Genomic DNA, 15,712 nt, shown 5'->3' on the forward strand with positions numbered 1-15,712 from the left:
CCGTGCCCGTTCCGAGACGGTCCGCGCGAAATGCACCGCCCCCGGTAGCCTGCATGGTCCCTGCCCTGCTACACCGGCCGCAAACGTCACGCCCGGAGTTCCCATGGCATCCGACCTGCCCCCCTATTTCTTCCGCACCCGCGAGAACGGCGCCTTCGTCTTCCGCGTCGACACCGAGGACCGGATGCGGCGGATCGAGATGGACCAGATCGCCGTCGTCAACATCCGCAACGGCGAGATCAAGCCGCACGGGGACCGGCCGCTCTCCGAGGCCGACCTGGCCGCGATCCGCGACTGGATGACCGCCCGGCAGGCCGAGCTGGCCGCGCGCGACATCGACGACATCCGGCGCACGGTGGACCATCTGAACCAGACCGCCCATTGGGCGCAGGGCAAGGCCAGCGACGACCAGCTGGCCGAGATCACCGACACGCTGCTGATGGCGATGCACGACCTGCGCACGGTGCTCGTCCGCAAGAAGGCGGACCGGCTGATGCGCGAGCGCGGGATGGGCTGAACCGCCGCGCGCGCGAAACGCCGCACTCGACCGGCACCACCTGCCGTCCTACAGTCCCCGGAAGATGCCCGTGCCGCGGAGACGGATGGTGAAGGACGCGCCTTTTCTGAATTTCGTGCTCGCCGTGGTGCTGGTGCTGGCGCTCGGCTGGCTGCTGGTCATCGGCAAGTTCATCCTGCTGCCGCTCGCCTCGGCGACCATCCTCGCGCTGATGATCCACGCCGCGACCGAGGCGCTGTCGCGCCTGCCGCTCATCGGCCGACTGCCGGCCTTCGCTCTGCGCCTCGGGCTTCTCGCGGCCTTCGCCCTCGTGGTGCTGCTGCTCTACGCCGTCGTCGCCTCCACGGTGGACGACATTGTCCTGCGCACCCCGGCCTATGAAGAGAACCTGCGCGACATCGTCTCGCGGATCGCGGCCTATTTCCACATCGAGAGCGGCGAGGCCTGGCAGGCGATCCGGGAGGCGACGATCGACGAGATCGACCTGCGCCAGCTTGCGCTCTCGGTGCTGGGCGCGCTGACCTCGACCGGGGTGGCGGTGCTGATCACCATGGTCTTCACCATCTTCCTGCTGTCCGAACGGCAGAGCCTGGCCGAGAAGCTCGCGGTCGCCATGCGCGACCGGAACAATGCCGAACGCTCCTTCGAGGCGCTGGCCAGCGTGCGCGAACGGGTCAGCCGCTACCTGCTGGTCAAGACCTGCATCAACGTGCTCATCGCCGTGATCTCCTATGTCATCATGCGGAGCTTCGAGCTGGATTTCGCCCTCTTCTGGGCGCTGATGATCGGGCTGTTCAACTACATCCCCTATGTCGGCTCGATCGTGGCGGTGGCCTTCCCCGTCCTGCTTTCGGTCGTGCAGTTCGGAGAGCTGGGCACGACGCTCCTGCTGGCCGCGGTGATGACCGTGGCGCAGATCCTCGTCGGCAACATCATCGAGCCGCAGGTGATCGGGCGGCAGCTGAACCAGAGCCCGATCGTCGTGGTCTGCGCCCTGGCGGTCTGGGGCGCGATCTGGGGGATCCCGGGCGCGATCCTCGCGGTGCCGATGACCGCGAGCCTCGCCATCGTGCTGCATGCCTTCCCGGCGACGCGCCCGGTCTCGATCCTGCTGGCCGAACGGATCGACGATCCGAGGGCGACGGGCCTGATCGTCAGGCCCTGAGCGCGGCCGGCAGCGTGTTGTGCCAGAACCGCGTCATCATGAAGACGGACGCCGCGGCGAGCCCGGCGGCGAGGCCAAGCCAGATGCCCGGGCCTTCCCAGCCCAGCACGAAGCCCAGGACATAGGAACAGGGCACGCCGATCAGCCAGTAGGAGATCGCCGCGTAGATCATCGGGACGCGCGTGTCCTGCACCCCGCGCAGCAGGCCGAGCGCCATCACCTGCGCCGCGTCGACCAGCTGGAAGAGCGCCGCGGCGTAGAGCAGGACGGTGCCGATCTCGATCACCCGGGGGCGGTCCGGGTCGGCCGGGTCCACGAAGAGCCCGATGAGCGGCCCGGGAATGGCGACGATGATCGCGATCGTGACGAGCGCGGCAAGGCCCGACAGCGCCGTGACCACCAGAGCCCCGTCGCGCAGCCCCTGCGCGTCGCCCCGCCCGATCGCGCGGCCGGCGCGGATCGTGGCGGTATTCGACAGCCCCAGATGGATCATGAACACGACCGAGGCGACCTGGATCGCGATCCCGTGGGCGGCAAGGTGCAGCGGCCCGATCCAGCCCATCATCAGCGACGACATGGCGAACAGCCCGACCTCGGCCACCGTGGTGATCCCGATCGGCCAGCCGAGGCGGAAGACGGTGCCGAAGGCCTCCCGGTCCGGGCGCCAGAAGCGGCGGAACAGCTCGTGTTCGGGCGTCGCGGTCTCGGTGTAGACCACCAGCGCGAGCAGCGAGACGGTGTGCACCATGACGGTCGCGACGGCGGCGCCGCGCACCCCCATCTCGGGCGCGCCCCAGTGGCCGAAGATGAACATGTAATTGCCGAGCCCGTTCACCAGCACAGCGAGGATCGTCACCCAGAAGACGACGCGCGTGCGCTCGAGCGCGGAGAGATGGCTTTTCAGCACCATCACCCCGAGCGCCGGGAAGATCGCCCAGGCGGTGATCGACAGGTAGTCGTCCGCGATCCGCGCCAGCTCGGGCTCCTGCCCGAGCGCCAGCAGGATCGTGTCGGCATTCAGCAGCAAGGGCAGCGTCGCACAGGCATAGAGCGCCGAGATCCAGAGGCTCATCCGGGTGACACGCCGCGCGGTGGTCGTGTCGCCCGCCCCCTCGGCACTGGCGACCAGCGGCGAGACCGCCCATGCGAAGCCCGAGCCCGCGATGAACAGGATGAAGAAGAGCGTTCCGCCCAGCACCTCGCCCGCCAGCACGCGCACGTCGTACCAGCCCAGCATGAAGGTGTCCGTCATCTGCACGGCGAACTGCGCCACGTGGCTGCCGATCAGCGGCAGGCCGAGCGCGAGAATCGCCTTCACATGGGCGCCGTATGTCATCCGGGCGGTCATGGCAGGGGCTTTAGGGCCGGGACGGCGGGGCGGCAAGGCGGAAGCCGGGCGCCCCATGCACAGGTGGCGGGGCCTTCTGTGCCCCGGCCCCGCGGCCGCGCCCTCAGAGCAGCGGCAGGAGCAGGCCGAGCGCCACGGCAGCGATCAGCGCGCCGGCGGCGCCTTCGATCAGCGCCGTGGTGCGCGCCACGGTGTCGGAGGTCGCGAGGTCCGAGACGCGGGCCATCGCCGCCCCGTGGGCATGGGCCGAGAGCAGCGCGACGAGGATCGTGATGCTGGCCGTCCCGAGCGCCATGGCGAATGTGCCGACGACCCCGGTGCCGAAGAGCCCCATGGCATGGGTGATGATCAGCAGGAACAGCGCCCCGGTGCAGGGACGGATCGCGATGGCAAGCACCAGGAGCGCGCCCTCGCGGAACGACGTCACCCGCTCCACCGCCTCGACGCCGGGGCCGTGATCGTGCCCGCAGTCGTGGTGGTGGTCGTGGTCGTGATGCCCGGCCGGCACGGGCCGCCCGATCCGGCGCAGGCGGCGCGTCGCGCGCAGGATCAGCCAGAGGCCGATCAGTCCGATCGCTGCCCAGGAGACGGGCGCGAAAAGCGCCTCGGCCGCGCCGGTGAGCTGTTCGCGGCCCCAGCCGAGCAGCAGGATACCCGCCCCGACCAGCAGGACGGCGGTGACCGCCTGCCCGAGGCTCGACAGGAGCGCGAGCCAGGCCAGCCGCCGCGCCGTGCCGCGCCCGGCGAGCCCCATGCCGCCGATCAGCACCTTGCCGTGGCCGGGGCCTGCCGCGTGGAAGAAGCCGTAGGTGAAGCAGATCGCCATCAGCCCCAGCACCGCGCCCGCCTGCCCGGCCTTCACGCCGCGCAGCCCGCCCGCGAGCGCGTTCTGCGCCGAACGCTGGCCCTCCATCGCGCGCAGGGTGATCGTCTCCATGCCGCCGAAGGCAAAGAGCCAGAGCGCCAGAGCGGCGAAGAGCGTCACCGGCACCCAGGCCCAGAGCGCCACACGCGGGCGGGGCATGGAGTGATCGCTCATTGAGCAGCTCCGCAGTGAATCGTGACGGTCTGCGCGAAGGCCTCGCCCACCTCGGGGAAGTCGTCGATCGTGGGCGGGCGCCCGTCGAGCTCTTCCTCGACGCGTTTCCGGGCGGCCTCGAGATCCGGGTCCTCGATCACCGCCGCGCAGCCCTCGGGCGCCGTGACGCCGCCGGTCAGGTCGTAGGCGGTGTAATAGGTCGGATCATAGGCCCGCAGCACCAGATCCGGCGGCGCGGCTTCGGCGAAGGGACGGAAATGCCGGGTCTCGATCCGCCCCCCGCTCACCGCCGTGCCGCGCGGCTCGGGCGGGCCGAGCGTCACCGGCCCCGAGGCGGCGCTGACATAGAGATCGCCCGCGTAGCCGTCGACCCACTGCATGTCGAACCCGGTGAGCCGGGCCAGCTCCGCCTCGGTCAGGGTGCCGTCGTAATCGCCGTCGAGCCCCATGTCCTCGAAGATCAGGAGCGAATAGAATTCGTCGTAGCGCCAGGTGACCTCGACCCCCGCGGGGCGGCCCGCCGCGTCGGTCACCAGCGCAAGGGCGGTGTCTACGAAGATATGCGGATGCGCCTGCGCGCCGAGGGGCAGCAGGATGGCAAACAGCGCGGGAAGCAGGCGGTCCATGGCTTGGAATTAGCCGCTCGGACCGCGGCTGGCTAGGCGGCAAATGCGCTGCGCGACCTTTCGCCGAACCTGCCCGCCCCGGTCCGTTCCCGTGCCGCTGCATCGCGGCGTGACTTTACGTCAGGTTGCATTCTACGCTCCCGCTGCGCGGCCGGAATGTGACAGGCGCCGCACCCAGGGAGGAGACAAACCATGACAAGATTGATCGCACCGGCACTGGCCGGGCTCGTGATGATGTGCGCGGCCGGCGGGGCCGTCGCGCAGGACACCGCCGCGGCGGACATGAGCTGGACCGAGAGCCAGTGGGGCCCCGAGGACGAGATCGGCGCCGCCAACCGCATGAGCCCGGAGGCCACCAGGGCCGCCGCCGCGCTGGTGACGGAGGGCAAGGTCTACGCGCTCGGCCTGACGCTCGACCGCGACGTGCCGGCCTTCGCGCCCCGCTCCATGTCGATCGCGGTGCTGCAGCCGGGACAGGTCAACAGCTCGGGCCTTGGCGAGACGATGACGACCTACAACGACGACATCTTCATGGGCTGGCTCGGCATCGGCTCGCAGATCGACGGGCTGGGCCATATCGGGGTCGATCACACCTATTACAACGGGTTCGAGGATTCGGACTTCGTGATGGGCGACGGGCTGACGAAGCTCGGGATCGAGAAGGTCCCGCCGCTCGTGGCCCGCGGCGTGCTGCTGGACATGGCCAAGCATTTCGGCGAGCCGATGCTGAGCGAGGGCACGGCCTACACGCGCGAGGACATCATCGCCGCCGCCGAGGCGCAGGGCACCGAGATCCGCGAGGGCGATGTGGTGCTGTTCCATTCCGGCTGGCTCGACCTTCTGAAGGAAGAGACGCGGGACGCCGAGCGCTATGGCTCGGTCGAGCCGGGGCTGGGCAAGACCGGCGCGGAATACCTGGCCGAGATCGGGGTGATGGCGGTCGGCGCCGACACCTGGGGGCTCGAGGTCCTGCCCTTCGAGGAGGGCGTCGGCGTCTTCGAGGTGCACCAGATCCTGCTGGCCAAGAACGGCATCTACATCCTCGAGAACATGGTGACCGAGGAGCTGGCCGCCGACGAGACCTACGAATTCATGTTCGTGCTCGGACAGGCGCGGGTGCGCGGGGCGGTGCAGATGATCATCAACCCTGTTGCGATCCGCTGAGATCGCTGCTCATCTGGGGCCGGGCCGCCGTCGCGCGGCCCGGCTTCACGCATGGAGGGCGCGATGGAAAGCCGGACGGTGACGCTGGGGGGACAGGCGTTCCACCTGCGGGAATGGGGCAACCGGGACGCGCCGGTCCTGCTGATGCTGCACGGCTTCCCCGAGTTCGGCGGCGCCTGGGCCGAACTGGCCGAGCGGCTGTCGGACACCTGGCGCTGCGTCGCCCCCGACCAGCGCGGCTATGGCCAGAGCTGGGCGCCCCCCGAGGTCGAGGCCTATCGCATTTCCGAGCTGGCGGGCGACATGGCCGCGCTGGCCGAGCATCTCGGCGGACGGGTGACGGTCATCGGCCATGACTGGGGCGCCTCGGTCGCCTATGCGCTGGCGATCGGACGGCCCGACCTGGTGGAGCGGCTGGTGATCCTGAACGGCGTGCACCCCGGCCCGATGTCCGCGGCGATGATCCGCGACGGCGCGCAGCGCCGGGCCTCGCAATACATGCGCTACCTGCGCAGCGAGGGCTCCGAGGACCGGCTGGCCGCGAACGGCTTCGCCTCGCTCCTCGGCCTCTTCGCCGAGGGCATGGACATGTCCTGGATGACGCCCGACAAGCGCGAGGAATACGTGGCCGAATGGTCCCGCCCCGGCCGGCTGACCGGGATGGTCAACTGGTATCGCGCCACCAACCTGCCCGTTCCCGAGCCCGGCGAGCCGACGGACCGCCAGCCCGTCCCCGTCGAAGGCTTCCGGGTGAGCATGCCGCATCTGCTGATCTGGGGGATGGGCGACAAGGCCCTGCTGCCCGAGGCGACCGAGGGGCTCGAGGCATGGTGCGACACCCTCACCCGGGTCGAGGTGCCGGACGCGGATCACTGGGTCATCCACCAGAAGACGGCCCAGGTGGAAGCGATCCTGCGCGACTGGCTGGAAGAGCCGGATCCGGGATCCGCGACCTGAGCTTGGGGCGGCACATCCGCCGGGACCGCCCACGCAGCCCCTCGCCAATCGCCGGGCCGCGTGGCACTCTGCGCGCACCATGAAGGACACCGAGGGACTGTCGCCGGAACTGCTGCTCCACGCCTACAGCGTGGGCGTCTTCCCGATGGCCGAAAGCCGCGACGACCCCGAGCTCTTCTGGGTCGATCCGCGCCGCCGCGGCATCTTCCCGCTGGACGGGTTCCGGATCTCCCGCTCGCTTGCCCGCGCGATCCGGCGGATGGATTACGAGGTCACCGTGAACCGGGACTTCGCGGGTGTGGTCGATGCCTGCGCCGATCGCGACGAGACCTGGATCAACGCCGAGATCGCCCGGCTCTACCAGGAGCTGCACGAGATGGGCCATGCCCATTCGCTCGAGATCAGCCACGAGGGCCGGCTGATCGGCGGGGTCTACGGCGTGGCCTACGGCGCGGCGTTCTTCGGGGAAAGCATGTTCTCGCAGCGCAGGGACGCCTCGAAGATCGCGCTGGCCTGGCTGGTGCAGCGGCTGAATGCGGCCGGCTTCACCCTGTTCGACACCCAGTTCCTGACGCCGCATCTCGCCTCGCTCGGCGCGGTCGAGATCTCACGCGCGCAGTATCAGGCCCTGCTGCGGGACGCCGTGCGGCGGCCTGCGGATTTCACCGCCCCGCCGGTGCCGCGCGATCCTCAGGAGGTCCTGCAGCGCAGCACCCAGATGTCGTAGCGGAAATGGTCCAGCGCGTTCAGCGCGGGCGACGAGGCGACCATCCAGCCGGAAAAGATCGGCTCGGGCGATTTGCCCGGCTCGGTGATCATCAGGTAGGCATAGGCGTCGCCCTCGGGATCGCCCTCGGGATAGCGGCATTCCCGCAATTCCACGATCAGCTTGCCGATCCGGACCGAGGAGCCGGAGGCCATGTCGAATTCCGAGACGTCCCCGTTGATCTTGTCGAGCGCCTTCAGCCGCGCGCCGGGCGCCGGGGTGACGCGCTTCTCTTCGGTGGTCGCGCCCTCGACATCGTCCTGAAGGCTGACCTGGGCCGCCGCCGTCCCTCCGGGGATCGCGAGCGCCATCGCCAGCAGTGCTGCACGGATCATTGGCCGCTTCCTCCGGATACGTATTTCAGCAGAAGCGAGATCAGGCTAACCGCGCCCTGCGTGTCCACGACCTCGTCCCCAGGGGCGAGGTAGAAAGGTGAGCCGCCGGGCGAGATCTCGATGAAATTGCCGCCGAGCAGGCCCTCGGAACTGACCAGCACCGCGCTGTCGTCGGGCACCTGCACGCCGTCCTGCACGGTGAAGGTGGTCACGGCGCGGTAGGTCTCGGTGTCGAGGTCGACGCCCGTGACGCTGCCGACCTTCACGCCGGCGAGGCGCACGTCCGTGCCGACCTGGATGCCCTCGGCCGAGCGGAACGAGGCGATCAGCGGATAGCCCGACCCGCCCCCGGAGATCCCCGCGACCTGCGCGGCATAGATGCCGAATCCGACGGCCAGCGCCAGAACGGCGCCACCGACGAGGACTTCAGTGGAGTTTTCCGCCAAGGGTCTGCCTTACTCGGGCTGCCATGCCTCGTAATCCGAACGCGGCGCCGGATCCGGGCGGCGGATCGAGCCGGTCGGCGCATAGGCCAGCGGCGTGCCCGTCAGGTTCTCGGTATGCGGCTTCTCCCACGGCTTGCGGGTCAGCGGCCGTTCGGTCGGGGGTTCGTCAAAGGTGTGGTGCAGCCAGCCATGCCAGTCGGGGCTGACCCGGCTCGCCTCGGCCTCGCCGTTGAAGATCACCCAGCGTTTCTTGCCGTCCTGCGTCCGGTAGAAGACATTCCCCTGATCGTCCTCGCCCACCTTCACGCCCTTGCGCGAGGTGTAGAACTGCGTGTTCAGGGTGGACCCGTTCCACCAGGTGACACCGCGAAGAATGCTGCTGAGAATGCCCATATGGACCTCCGGACTTGGCTGCCCCCGATATGGCGTATCGGGGGGCGAAGGTCCAGCCCTCAGAGGCTGCGACCGGGTGAGAGGGGCAGACGCGCCGTGACCTCGATCTCGATCCGGTAGACCGGGTCGATCAGCCCCGCCTCGATCATGGTCGCGGCGGGCGGATTGGCGCCGAAGGTTTCGGCAAGGAGCGGCCAGCAGGGTTCGAACTCGGTCCGGTCGGGCAGGATGTAGGTGACCCGCACGACATCGGCGAAGCTCGCGCCCGCCTCGGCCAGCGCGCGTCCCATGGTGTCGAGCGCGCAGCGGCACTGGCCGACCACGTCCGCGGGCGGTTTGCCGGTCGCGGGGTCGGTGCCCACGGTGCCCGCGACGAAGACCCACCCGTCGAGCACGACGGCCCGGGCATAGCCGATCCGCGCCTCGAACGGGGAGCCGCTGGTGATGGTGCGTCTTTCGCTCATCCGGTTTTCCTGAAGATCAGAACGTCCTGGAAATCGCGCAGCCCCTTGCGGCCCGACCAGCTGCCGTCATGGACCGTCTCGATCACCGCGTCGTGCTCGGCCGCCAGCCGTTCCCAGAAGGCGCGCGAATAGCCCACGGCGAGGTCGGGTTCCTCGAGCCGTTCCACCAGCGCCTCGCCGATCGAATGCGCCAGCGAAAAGCGCGCGCCGGGCTGCCGGTTCTCGGCCAGGAAGGTCGTGAAATACGCCCTGCCCCCGGTGTCGAGGCAGCGCATCGCCTCGGCGAAATAGCGGCGGGTCTGGGATTCGGGCAGGTGCGTGAAGACCGAGATCGCGACCGCGAGGTCGAAGCTCCGGTCCTCGTAGGGGAAGGTGTAATCCTCGGGCTCCACGGCGCCGAAGGGATTGTAGAAATCGTTCCGGATATTGGCGTAGTCGAAGCGGTAGCGCGGGTCGCGGATCGCCTTGCGGCACCAGAGGATGCCGTAGCGCACCACGTCGAAGCCGCGGTAGAGCCCGATCCGGTTCTGCCGCGCGAAGGCGGTGGCGATGCGCCCGATGCCGCAGCCGATGTCCAGCACCCGGGTCGTGTCATCCAGCGGCACGTCCCGCCCGATCGCGGCGACGATGGTGTCGCCCTGCTTGATGAAATCGCCGTCCGCGCCGTAGTTCAGCGTGGCCGGCGGCGCGCCGTTCGCCCCGTCTAGGAAGCTGGAATAGCGCACGATCAGCCCGATCATCGGGCTGACCACGGCATATTTGGCCAGGCGCAGGTACTTGGACGCCAGGCGGTCAGTGCGGGAGGTGGCGACGCCGGTTTTCATCCGACATCAACCGGCGCTGGCGCCTTCCTTCTTGCTGTCCGCATAGATCATCAGCGGCGATGCATCGGAATAGACCGCCTCCTCGTTCACGACGACCTCTTCCACGTTGTCCATGCCCGGCAGGTCGAACATCGTGTCGAGCAGGATGTCCTCGAGGATGGAGCGCAGGCCACGGGCGCCGGTCTTCCGCTCGATCGCCTTCTTCGCGATGGCGGTGAGCGCATCGTCGGTGAAGGAGAGCTTGGCATCCTCGAGCTCGAACAGGCGCTGGTACTGCTTCACCAGGGCGTTCTTCGGCTCGGTCAGGATGGTGACGAGCGCGTCCTCGTCGAGGTCCTCGAGCGTCGCGATGACGGGCAGACGGCCGACGAATTCCGGGATCAGCCCGAATTTCAGCAGGTCCTCGGGTTCGAGGTCCTTGAAGACCTCGCCCACGCCGCGGGCGTCCACGTCGCGCACATCGGCGCCGAAGCCCATGGCCGAGCCCTTGCCGCGCTGCGAGATGATCTTGTCGAGACCGGCGAAGGCGCCGCCGCAGATGAAGAGGATGTTCGTCGTGTCCACCTGCAGGAATTCCTGCTGCGGATGCTTCCGGCCGCCCTGGGGCGGAACGGAGGCCACGGTGCCTTCCATCAGCTTCAGCAGCGCCTGCTGCACGCCCTCGCCCGACACGTCACGGGTGATCGAGGGATTTTCCGACTTGCGGGTGATCTTGTCGACCTCGTCGATATAGACGATGCCGCGCTGCGCCCGTTCGACGTTGTATTCCGAGGATTGGAGAAGCTTCAGGATGATGTTCTCGACATCCTCGCCCACGTAACCGGCTTCGGTCAGCGTGGTGGCGTCCGCCATGGTGAACGGCACGTCGAGGATCCGCGCCAGCGTCTGGGCCAGCAGCGTCTTGCCGCAGCCCGTGGGGCCGATCAGCAGGATGTTCGACTTCGCCAGCTCGATGTCCGAGGACTTCCCGGCGTGGTTCAGACGCTTGTAATGGTTGTGCACGGCGACCGAGAGCACCCGCTTCGCCTTCATCTGCCCGATGACGTAATCATCGAGGACCTGGCAGATCTCGAGCGGCGTGGGCACGCCGTCCGAGCTTTTCAGGCCGGAGGATTTCGTCTCCTCCCGGATGATGTCCATGCAGAGTTCGACGCATTCGTCGCAGATGAACACGGTCGGACCCGCGATCAGCTTGCGCACTTCGTGCTGGCTCTTGCCGCAGAAGCTGCAATAGAGCGTGTTCTTGCTGTCGCTACCCGAATTGTTCGCCATTTCGCACCTTTTGCCCGGTTCCGGGCTGCTCCGGCTGTCCGGAGGCCCACCCTTCGCTGCGTTTCCCCACAGACTAGGGCAGCCCCCCGGGCATCACAATGTCAAAAATGCCTCACAAACCTTGCCGTGAGGTTTCGCCGTTATGCCTCAGTCCCGTCGGGTTTGACACGGCTTTCGACGATCTCGTCGATCAGACCCCATTCCTTCGCGTCTTCCGGCGACATGAAGTTATCGCGTTCCAGCGCCTTTTCCACCGTTTCGAGGTCCTGTCCGGTGTGGCGGACGTAGATCTCGTTCAGGCGTTTCTTGAGTTTCAGCGTCTCTTCGGCGTGGATCATGATGTCCGTCGCCTGGCCCTGGTAGCCGCCCGAGGGCTGGTGGACCATGATCCGGCTGTTGGGCAGCGAGAACCGCATCCCCTTCTCGCCGGCGGTCAGCAGGAGCGAGCCCATCGAGGCCGCCTGCCCGATCACCAGGGTCGAGACCTTGGGCTTGATGTACTGCATCGTGTCGTAGATCGACAGGCCCGACGTCACCACGCCGCCCGGCGAGTTGATGTACATCGAGATCTCCTTCGACGGGTTCTCCGCCTCGAGGTGCAGAAGCTGCGCGACGATCAGGCTGGACATGCCGTCATGCACGGGGCCCGAAAGGAAGATGATCCGCTCCTTCAGGAGGCGCGAGAAGATGTCGTAGGCCCGTTCCCCGCGGCTGGTCTGTTCGACCACCATGGGAACGAGGTTGTTCATGTAGAATTCTGCCGGATCTTTCATTGTCGACCTGCCCATGCTGCCTTCTGACCACGCGCGGCCAGTTCCTTGCAGAGTCTTAGTCACGCATATGAGGGGCTGCAAGGGCGGGGCCGGGAATTGTCCCGCGCATTGTCATCACCTTGTCACCGCCCCCCCGCTATGCGATCCCGTAGCGCCCCGGGGAGACAGACATGCAGGATCACCGCCGCTTCGCCCTCTATTACCTCTGCCCGCCGGGTCCGCTGGCAGATTTCGGCGCGGCCTGGCTTGGCTGGGACGTGGCGGAAGGGCGCGCGGTTGCACATCCCGACATCGCCGGACTGCCCGAACCCGCGGCAGAGATCACCGCGACCCCGCGGAAATACGGCTTTCACGGCACGATCAAGCCGCCCTTCCGCCTTTCTGAAGGGCGCAGCGCCGAGGGGCTCCTGGCCGAGGCGCGCGCGCTCTGCGCACGGCTCGCCCCGGTGGAGCTCGAGGGGCTCACGCTCGCCCGGCTGGGCCATTTCCTGGCCCTGACGCCCGCGGGCGGGACCGAGGCGCTCTCGTCACTGGCGGCGGCCTGTGTCGAGGGGCTCGATGATTTCCGGGCGCCCGCGCCCGAGGCCGAACTGGCGCGGCGCCGGGCCCGCGGGCTGACACCGCGGCAGGAGGAAAACCTCCTCCGCTGGGGCTATCCCTACGTCATGCAGGACTTCCGCTTCCACATGACGCTGTCGGGACGCCTCGCTCCCGAGGCGCTCGACGCCACGGCCAAGGCGATTGCCCCCCACCTGACGCCGCACCTGCCCGCGCCCTTCCGGATCGGGGCGCTGGCGCTCGTCGGCGCGGATGCGGCGGACCGCTTCCACCTGATCGAGCGCCTGCCGCTCGGCGGCTGAGCCGGCGGCCATCCGGCGCGGGGGCCGGGCGCGGCTTTCGTCGCGATGCCGCCACGGCCCTCTTGCCTCGGCGGCACGCGCCGGGCCAATCTGCCGCGACCTGCAACAAAGCAAGAGCCCAACGTATGGATTTCGAAGGCTATCCGACCTTCCGCGTCGCCGCCTGCGACCTCAACGGCCAGCTCCGCGGCAAGCGCCTGCCCGCCGGCCAGTTCTCGAAACTCGCCGAGGGCACGGTCCGGATGCCGCTCTCGGTCCTGAACGTCGATGTCTGGGGCGCCGACATCAAGGACAGCCCGCTGTTGTTCGAGACCGGGGACGCGGACGGCGTGCTCTATCCCACCGAACACGGGCCCGTGCCGATGCCGTGGCTCGGCAGCCCCGCCGCGCTTGTGCCGATGTGGATGTATCACGAGAGCGGCGAGCCCTTCCTCGGCGATCCGCGCCATGCGCTGGCCGCGGTGCTCGACCGCTACGCCGCCCGCGGCTGGCGGGTCGAGGCGGCGGCCGAGATGGAATTCTACCTCGTCGACGACAGCGGCGAGAGCCTGACGCCCCCGGTGAACCCGGTCTCGGGGCGGCCGCTCGGCGGGCATGCGATCCTCTCGATCCGCCAGCTCGACGCCTTCGACGCCTATTTCACCGAGCTCTACGAGGCCTGCGAGGCGATGGACATCCCCGCCGAGAGCGCGATCTCGGAGGCCGGTCTCGGCCAGTTCGAGATCAACATGACCCATCGTGACGCCATGGCCGCGGCCGATGACGCGGTGCTCTTCAAGGCGCTGGTCAAGGGGCTCGCGCGCAAGCACGGGATGGCCGCGACCTTCATGGCGAAACCCTTCGCGGAAGAGGCGGGCAACGGGATGCACGTGCATTTCTCGGTGCTGGATGCGGAGGGCAACAACATCTTCGACAACGGCGGACCCGAGGGGACGGAGCTGCTGCGCCACGCCGTCGCCGGCTGTCTGGCCGGGATGGCGCCCTCGACGCTGGTCTTCGCGCCGCACGGGCCCTCCTACGACCGGATCGTGCCCGGGGCGCATGCGCCGATCGGGGCCTGCTGGGCCTACGAGAACCGGACGGCCGCGATCCGCATCCCCGGCGGCTCGCCCCGGGCGCGCCGGATCGAGCACCGTGTGGCCTGCGGCGACAACAACCCCTACCTCGCGCTCGCGGTCATCCTCGGCGCGGCGCTGGCCGGGATCGAGGAGAAGATGGAGCCGCCCGCGCCGATCACCGGCAATGCCTATGCACTCGACCTGCCGGGGCTGGCGTCGGACTGGGAAACGGCGATCGACCTGTTCGAGAGCGATCCGCTGATCGCCCGCATCCTGCCCGCCGAGCTGATCGAGCATTTCTGCCGCACCAAGCGGCAGGAGAAGGCCCGGCTCGACACGATCCCGCAGGAGGAACGCTGGCTGGTCTACCTCGAGGCGGTCTGATCCAGCGGCGCGCGGGCAGAGCCCGCGCACGGGATACATGGCGATCCGGCCCGGGGCCGGATCGCGGCCGGCGCGGACGGAGAGGCAAGGCGCCGTCCCGGAAAGATGAAGCCCGGGCGCCACGCCGGCCCGGTCGCGGCGCCCAAATCCGCGGCACATCGTCCGCACCGACGCAAAAGCGGGCATGTCTTGACGTGTTCGGGTTTCCGCCCCCCACTTGGGGGCATATCAGGGCGGCACAAGCCGACTCGCTCCGACAGACAGGTTCCGTGACATGAAAAAACTGCTTTCCATCTCCGCTCTCGCCCTCGCGGCCTCCGCCGGCACCGCCTCGGCCGAGACGCTCGTCGTCTCCTGGTGGGGCTACAACGGCGACAAGCTCGACGCCAACCTCATCCAGCCCTTCAAGGAGATGTGCGGCTGCGACGTCGAATTCGAGACCGGCAACAACGCCGACCGCCTCGGCAAGCTGACCGCACGCGGCGGCAAGGGCGTGGACGTGATCTTCCTGACCGACGCCTATTCGCAGATCGGGATCGAGGACGGCGTCTTCCAGAAGATCGACCGCTCGAAGCTGGAAAACATCGACGAGATCTACGAGATCGCCCGCGATCCGCAGGGCGGCTACGGCCCGGCCTACACCGTCGGCCGGATCGGCATCGTCTATGACAGCGCGAAGGTCGAGCCGATCACCAAGTGGGAAGACCTGTGGCGCGAGGACCTCGCCTCCTCGATCTCGCTGCCGAACATCACCACCACCGCGGGCCCGATGTTCGTCGTGCAGGCCGGTGACGTGGCCGGTGTCGACGCCTACGAGGATGCCGACGCGGCCTTCGCCCAGATCGAGAAGATCAAGCCGAATGTGGTGAAGAACTACAACACCGGGTCGGAGATGGTGAACCTCGCCTCCACCGGTGAGATCGCCGTGACGATGACGCAGGACTTCACGCTGTCCTCGCTGAAGGAAGCCGTGCCGACGATGGAATGGGCGGAGCTCGAGGATGGCGACATCGCCGTTCTGAACACGCTCAACATCCCGACCGGCGCCGAGAACGTGGAGCTTGCCTACCAGTTCATCGACTTCGTGCTCTCGCAGGAGGTGCAGCAGAAGGAAGCCGAACAGGGTGTCGATGCGCCGGTCAACACGAAGGTGGAGCTCACCGACGAGCAGGCCGCCATGTGGACCTATGGCCAGGACGAGATCGACGCGCTCAACACGATGGATTATGCGAAGATGAACGCGGCGAAGACCGACTGGATCGACCGCTGGAACGAAATCTTCGGCATGTGATCCGAGCCGGGGCGCGTCTTCAGGGCGCGC

The 15,712-nt window shown here is 68.3% G+C and carries 18 protein-coding genes; 8 read left to right on the plus strand and 10 right to left on the minus strand.

The window, feature by feature from the left end; translation table 11 throughout:
- The first annotated feature begins 103 nt into the window (after positions 1-103).
- Both Q344_RS0107570 and Q344_RS23375 read left to right on the plus strand, forming a co-directional pair.
- On the plus strand, positions 104-517 hold the full coding sequence (locus Q344_RS0107570; protein ID WP_028286157.1) for a hypothetical protein: 414 nt from the start codon (positions 104-106) through the stop codon (positions 515-517).
- A 70-nt stretch (positions 518-587) separates the two neighbouring features.
- Positions 588-1,682 (plus strand): AI-2E family transporter, encoded by a 1,095-nt coding sequence (locus tag Q344_RS23375; protein ID WP_211249905.1) that lies wholly within the window; start codon positions 588-590, stop codon positions 1,680-1,682.
- On the opposite strand, the gene Q344_RS0107580 is transcribed toward Q344_RS23375, so the two are convergent.
- The 3 genes from Q344_RS0107580 to Q344_RS0107590 all read right to left on the minus strand — a co-directional run bounded on the left by Q344_RS0107580 (position 1,672) and on the right by Q344_RS0107590 (position 4,695).
- Entirely contained in the window at positions 1,672-3,018 is a 1,347-nt protein-coding gene (locus Q344_RS0107580) for an MATE family efflux transporter (protein ID WP_229669148.1), read from the minus strand. The two genes, Q344_RS23375 and Q344_RS0107580, sit on opposite strands and share 11 nt — an antisense overlap.
- A 115-nt stretch (positions 3,019-3,133) precedes the next feature.
- On the minus strand, positions 3,134-4,069 hold the full coding sequence (locus Q344_RS0107585) for a nickel/cobalt transporter (protein WP_229669149.1): 936 nt from the start codon (positions 4,067-4,069) through the stop codon (positions 3,134-3,136).
- Positions 4,066-4,695 carry a DUF1007 family protein gene (locus Q344_RS0107590; protein ID WP_036538460.1) on the minus strand — a complete coding sequence of 210 codons (630 nt, stop codon included), beginning with the start codon at positions 4,693-4,695 and terminating at the stop codon, positions 4,066-4,068. The genes Q344_RS0107585 and Q344_RS0107590 overlap by 4 nt, the downstream gene beginning before the upstream one ends.
- 192 nt (positions 4,696-4,887) lie before the next feature.
- Between Q344_RS0107590 and Q344_RS0107595 the strand changes: the two genes are divergently transcribed.
- From Q344_RS0107595 to aat, 3 genes are all read left to right on the plus strand, one after another.
- Positions 4,888-5,859: a cyclase family protein gene (locus Q344_RS0107595; protein WP_028286161.1), complete on the plus strand. Its 972-nt coding sequence runs from the start codon at positions 4,888-4,890 to the stop codon at positions 5,857-5,859.
- 63 nt (positions 5,860-5,922) lie between these two features.
- A complete protein-coding gene (locus Q344_RS0107600; RefSeq protein WP_028286162.1) occupies positions 5,923-6,816 on the plus strand; it encodes an alpha/beta fold hydrolase in 894 nt (297 codons plus the stop codon).
- A gap of 79 nt (positions 6,817-6,895) precedes the next feature.
- Positions 6,896-7,543, plus strand: coding sequence for a leucyl/phenylalanyl-tRNA--protein transferase (gene aat / locus Q344_RS0107605; RefSeq protein ID WP_028286163.1), 648 nt, complete (start codon positions 6,896-6,898; stop codon positions 7,541-7,543).
- On the opposite strand, the gene Q344_RS0107610 is transcribed toward aat, so the two are convergent.
- The 7 genes from Q344_RS0107610 to clpP all read right to left on the minus strand — a co-directional run bounded on the left by Q344_RS0107610 (position 7,507) and on the right by clpP (position 12,089).
- The gene (locus Q344_RS0107610; RefSeq protein WP_028286164.1) at positions 7,507-7,917 is read right to left on the minus strand and encodes a DUF2155 domain-containing protein; all 411 of its coding nucleotides are present in this window, start codon (positions 7,915-7,917) and stop codon (positions 7,507-7,509) included. The genes aat and Q344_RS0107610 overlap by 37 nt on opposite strands.
- A complete protein-coding gene (gene mlaD, locus Q344_RS0107615; RefSeq protein ID WP_028286165.1) occupies positions 7,914-8,363 on the minus strand; it encodes an outer membrane lipid asymmetry maintenance protein MlaD in 450 nt (149 codons plus the stop codon). The genes Q344_RS0107610 and mlaD overlap by 4 nt, the downstream gene beginning before the upstream one ends.
- 9 nt (positions 8,364-8,372) lie before the next feature.
- Positions 8,373-8,756, minus strand: coding sequence for an NADH:ubiquinone oxidoreductase subunit NDUFA12 (locus tag Q344_RS0107620; RefSeq protein ID WP_028286166.1), 384 nt, complete (start codon positions 8,754-8,756; stop codon positions 8,373-8,375).
- A 59-nt stretch (positions 8,757-8,815) separates the two neighbouring features.
- Positions 8,816-9,220: a RidA family protein gene (locus tag Q344_RS0107625; protein WP_028286167.1), complete on the minus strand. Its 405-nt coding sequence runs from the start codon at positions 9,218-9,220 to the stop codon at positions 8,816-8,818.
- Positions 9,217-10,044 (minus strand): class I SAM-dependent methyltransferase, encoded by an 828-nt coding sequence (locus Q344_RS25055; protein WP_051630376.1) that lies wholly within the window; start codon positions 10,042-10,044, stop codon positions 9,217-9,219. The genes Q344_RS0107625 and Q344_RS25055 overlap by 4 nt, the downstream gene beginning before the upstream one ends.
- A gap of 6 nt (positions 10,045-10,050) precedes the next feature.
- Positions 10,051-11,316 carry an ATP-dependent Clp protease ATP-binding subunit ClpX gene (clpX, locus tag Q344_RS0107635; protein WP_028286168.1) on the minus strand — a complete coding sequence of 422 codons (1,266 nt, stop codon included), beginning with the start codon at positions 11,314-11,316 and terminating at the stop codon, positions 10,051-10,053.
- A gap of 140 nt (positions 11,317-11,456) precedes the next feature.
- Positions 11,457-12,089 (minus strand): ATP-dependent Clp endopeptidase proteolytic subunit ClpP, encoded by a 633-nt coding sequence (clpP, locus tag Q344_RS0107640; protein ID WP_028286169.1) that lies wholly within the window; start codon positions 12,087-12,089, stop codon positions 11,457-11,459.
- Positions 12,090-12,259: 170 nt separating this feature from the next.
- On the opposite strand from clpP, the gene Q344_RS0107645 reads away from it, so the two are divergent.
- The 3 genes from Q344_RS0107645 (at position 12,260) to Q344_RS0107655 (ending at position 15,682) form a co-directional block, all read left to right on the plus strand.
- Positions 12,260-12,949, plus strand: a complete 690-nt coding sequence (locus Q344_RS0107645) for a DUF1045 domain-containing protein (protein ID WP_028286170.1) — start codon at positions 12,260-12,262, stop codon at positions 12,947-12,949.
- Between the two features lie 125 nt (positions 12,950-13,074).
- Positions 13,075-14,391: a glutamine synthetase family protein gene (locus Q344_RS0107650; RefSeq protein ID WP_028286171.1), complete on the plus strand. Its 1,317-nt coding sequence runs from the start codon at positions 13,075-13,077 to the stop codon at positions 14,389-14,391.
- Between the two features lie 274 nt (positions 14,392-14,665).
- Entirely contained in the window at positions 14,666-15,682 is a 1,017-nt protein-coding gene (locus tag Q344_RS0107655; RefSeq protein WP_028286172.1) for an ABC transporter substrate-binding protein, read from the plus strand.
- The last annotated feature ends 30 nt before the right edge of the window (positions 15,683-15,712 follow it).

The sequence above is a fragment of the Pseudooceanicola nanhaiensis DSM 18065 genome, assembly GCF_000688295.1.
Classification (GTDB): domain Bacteria; phylum Pseudomonadota; class Alphaproteobacteria; order Rhodobacterales; family Rhodobacteraceae; genus Pseudooceanicola; species Pseudooceanicola nanhaiensis.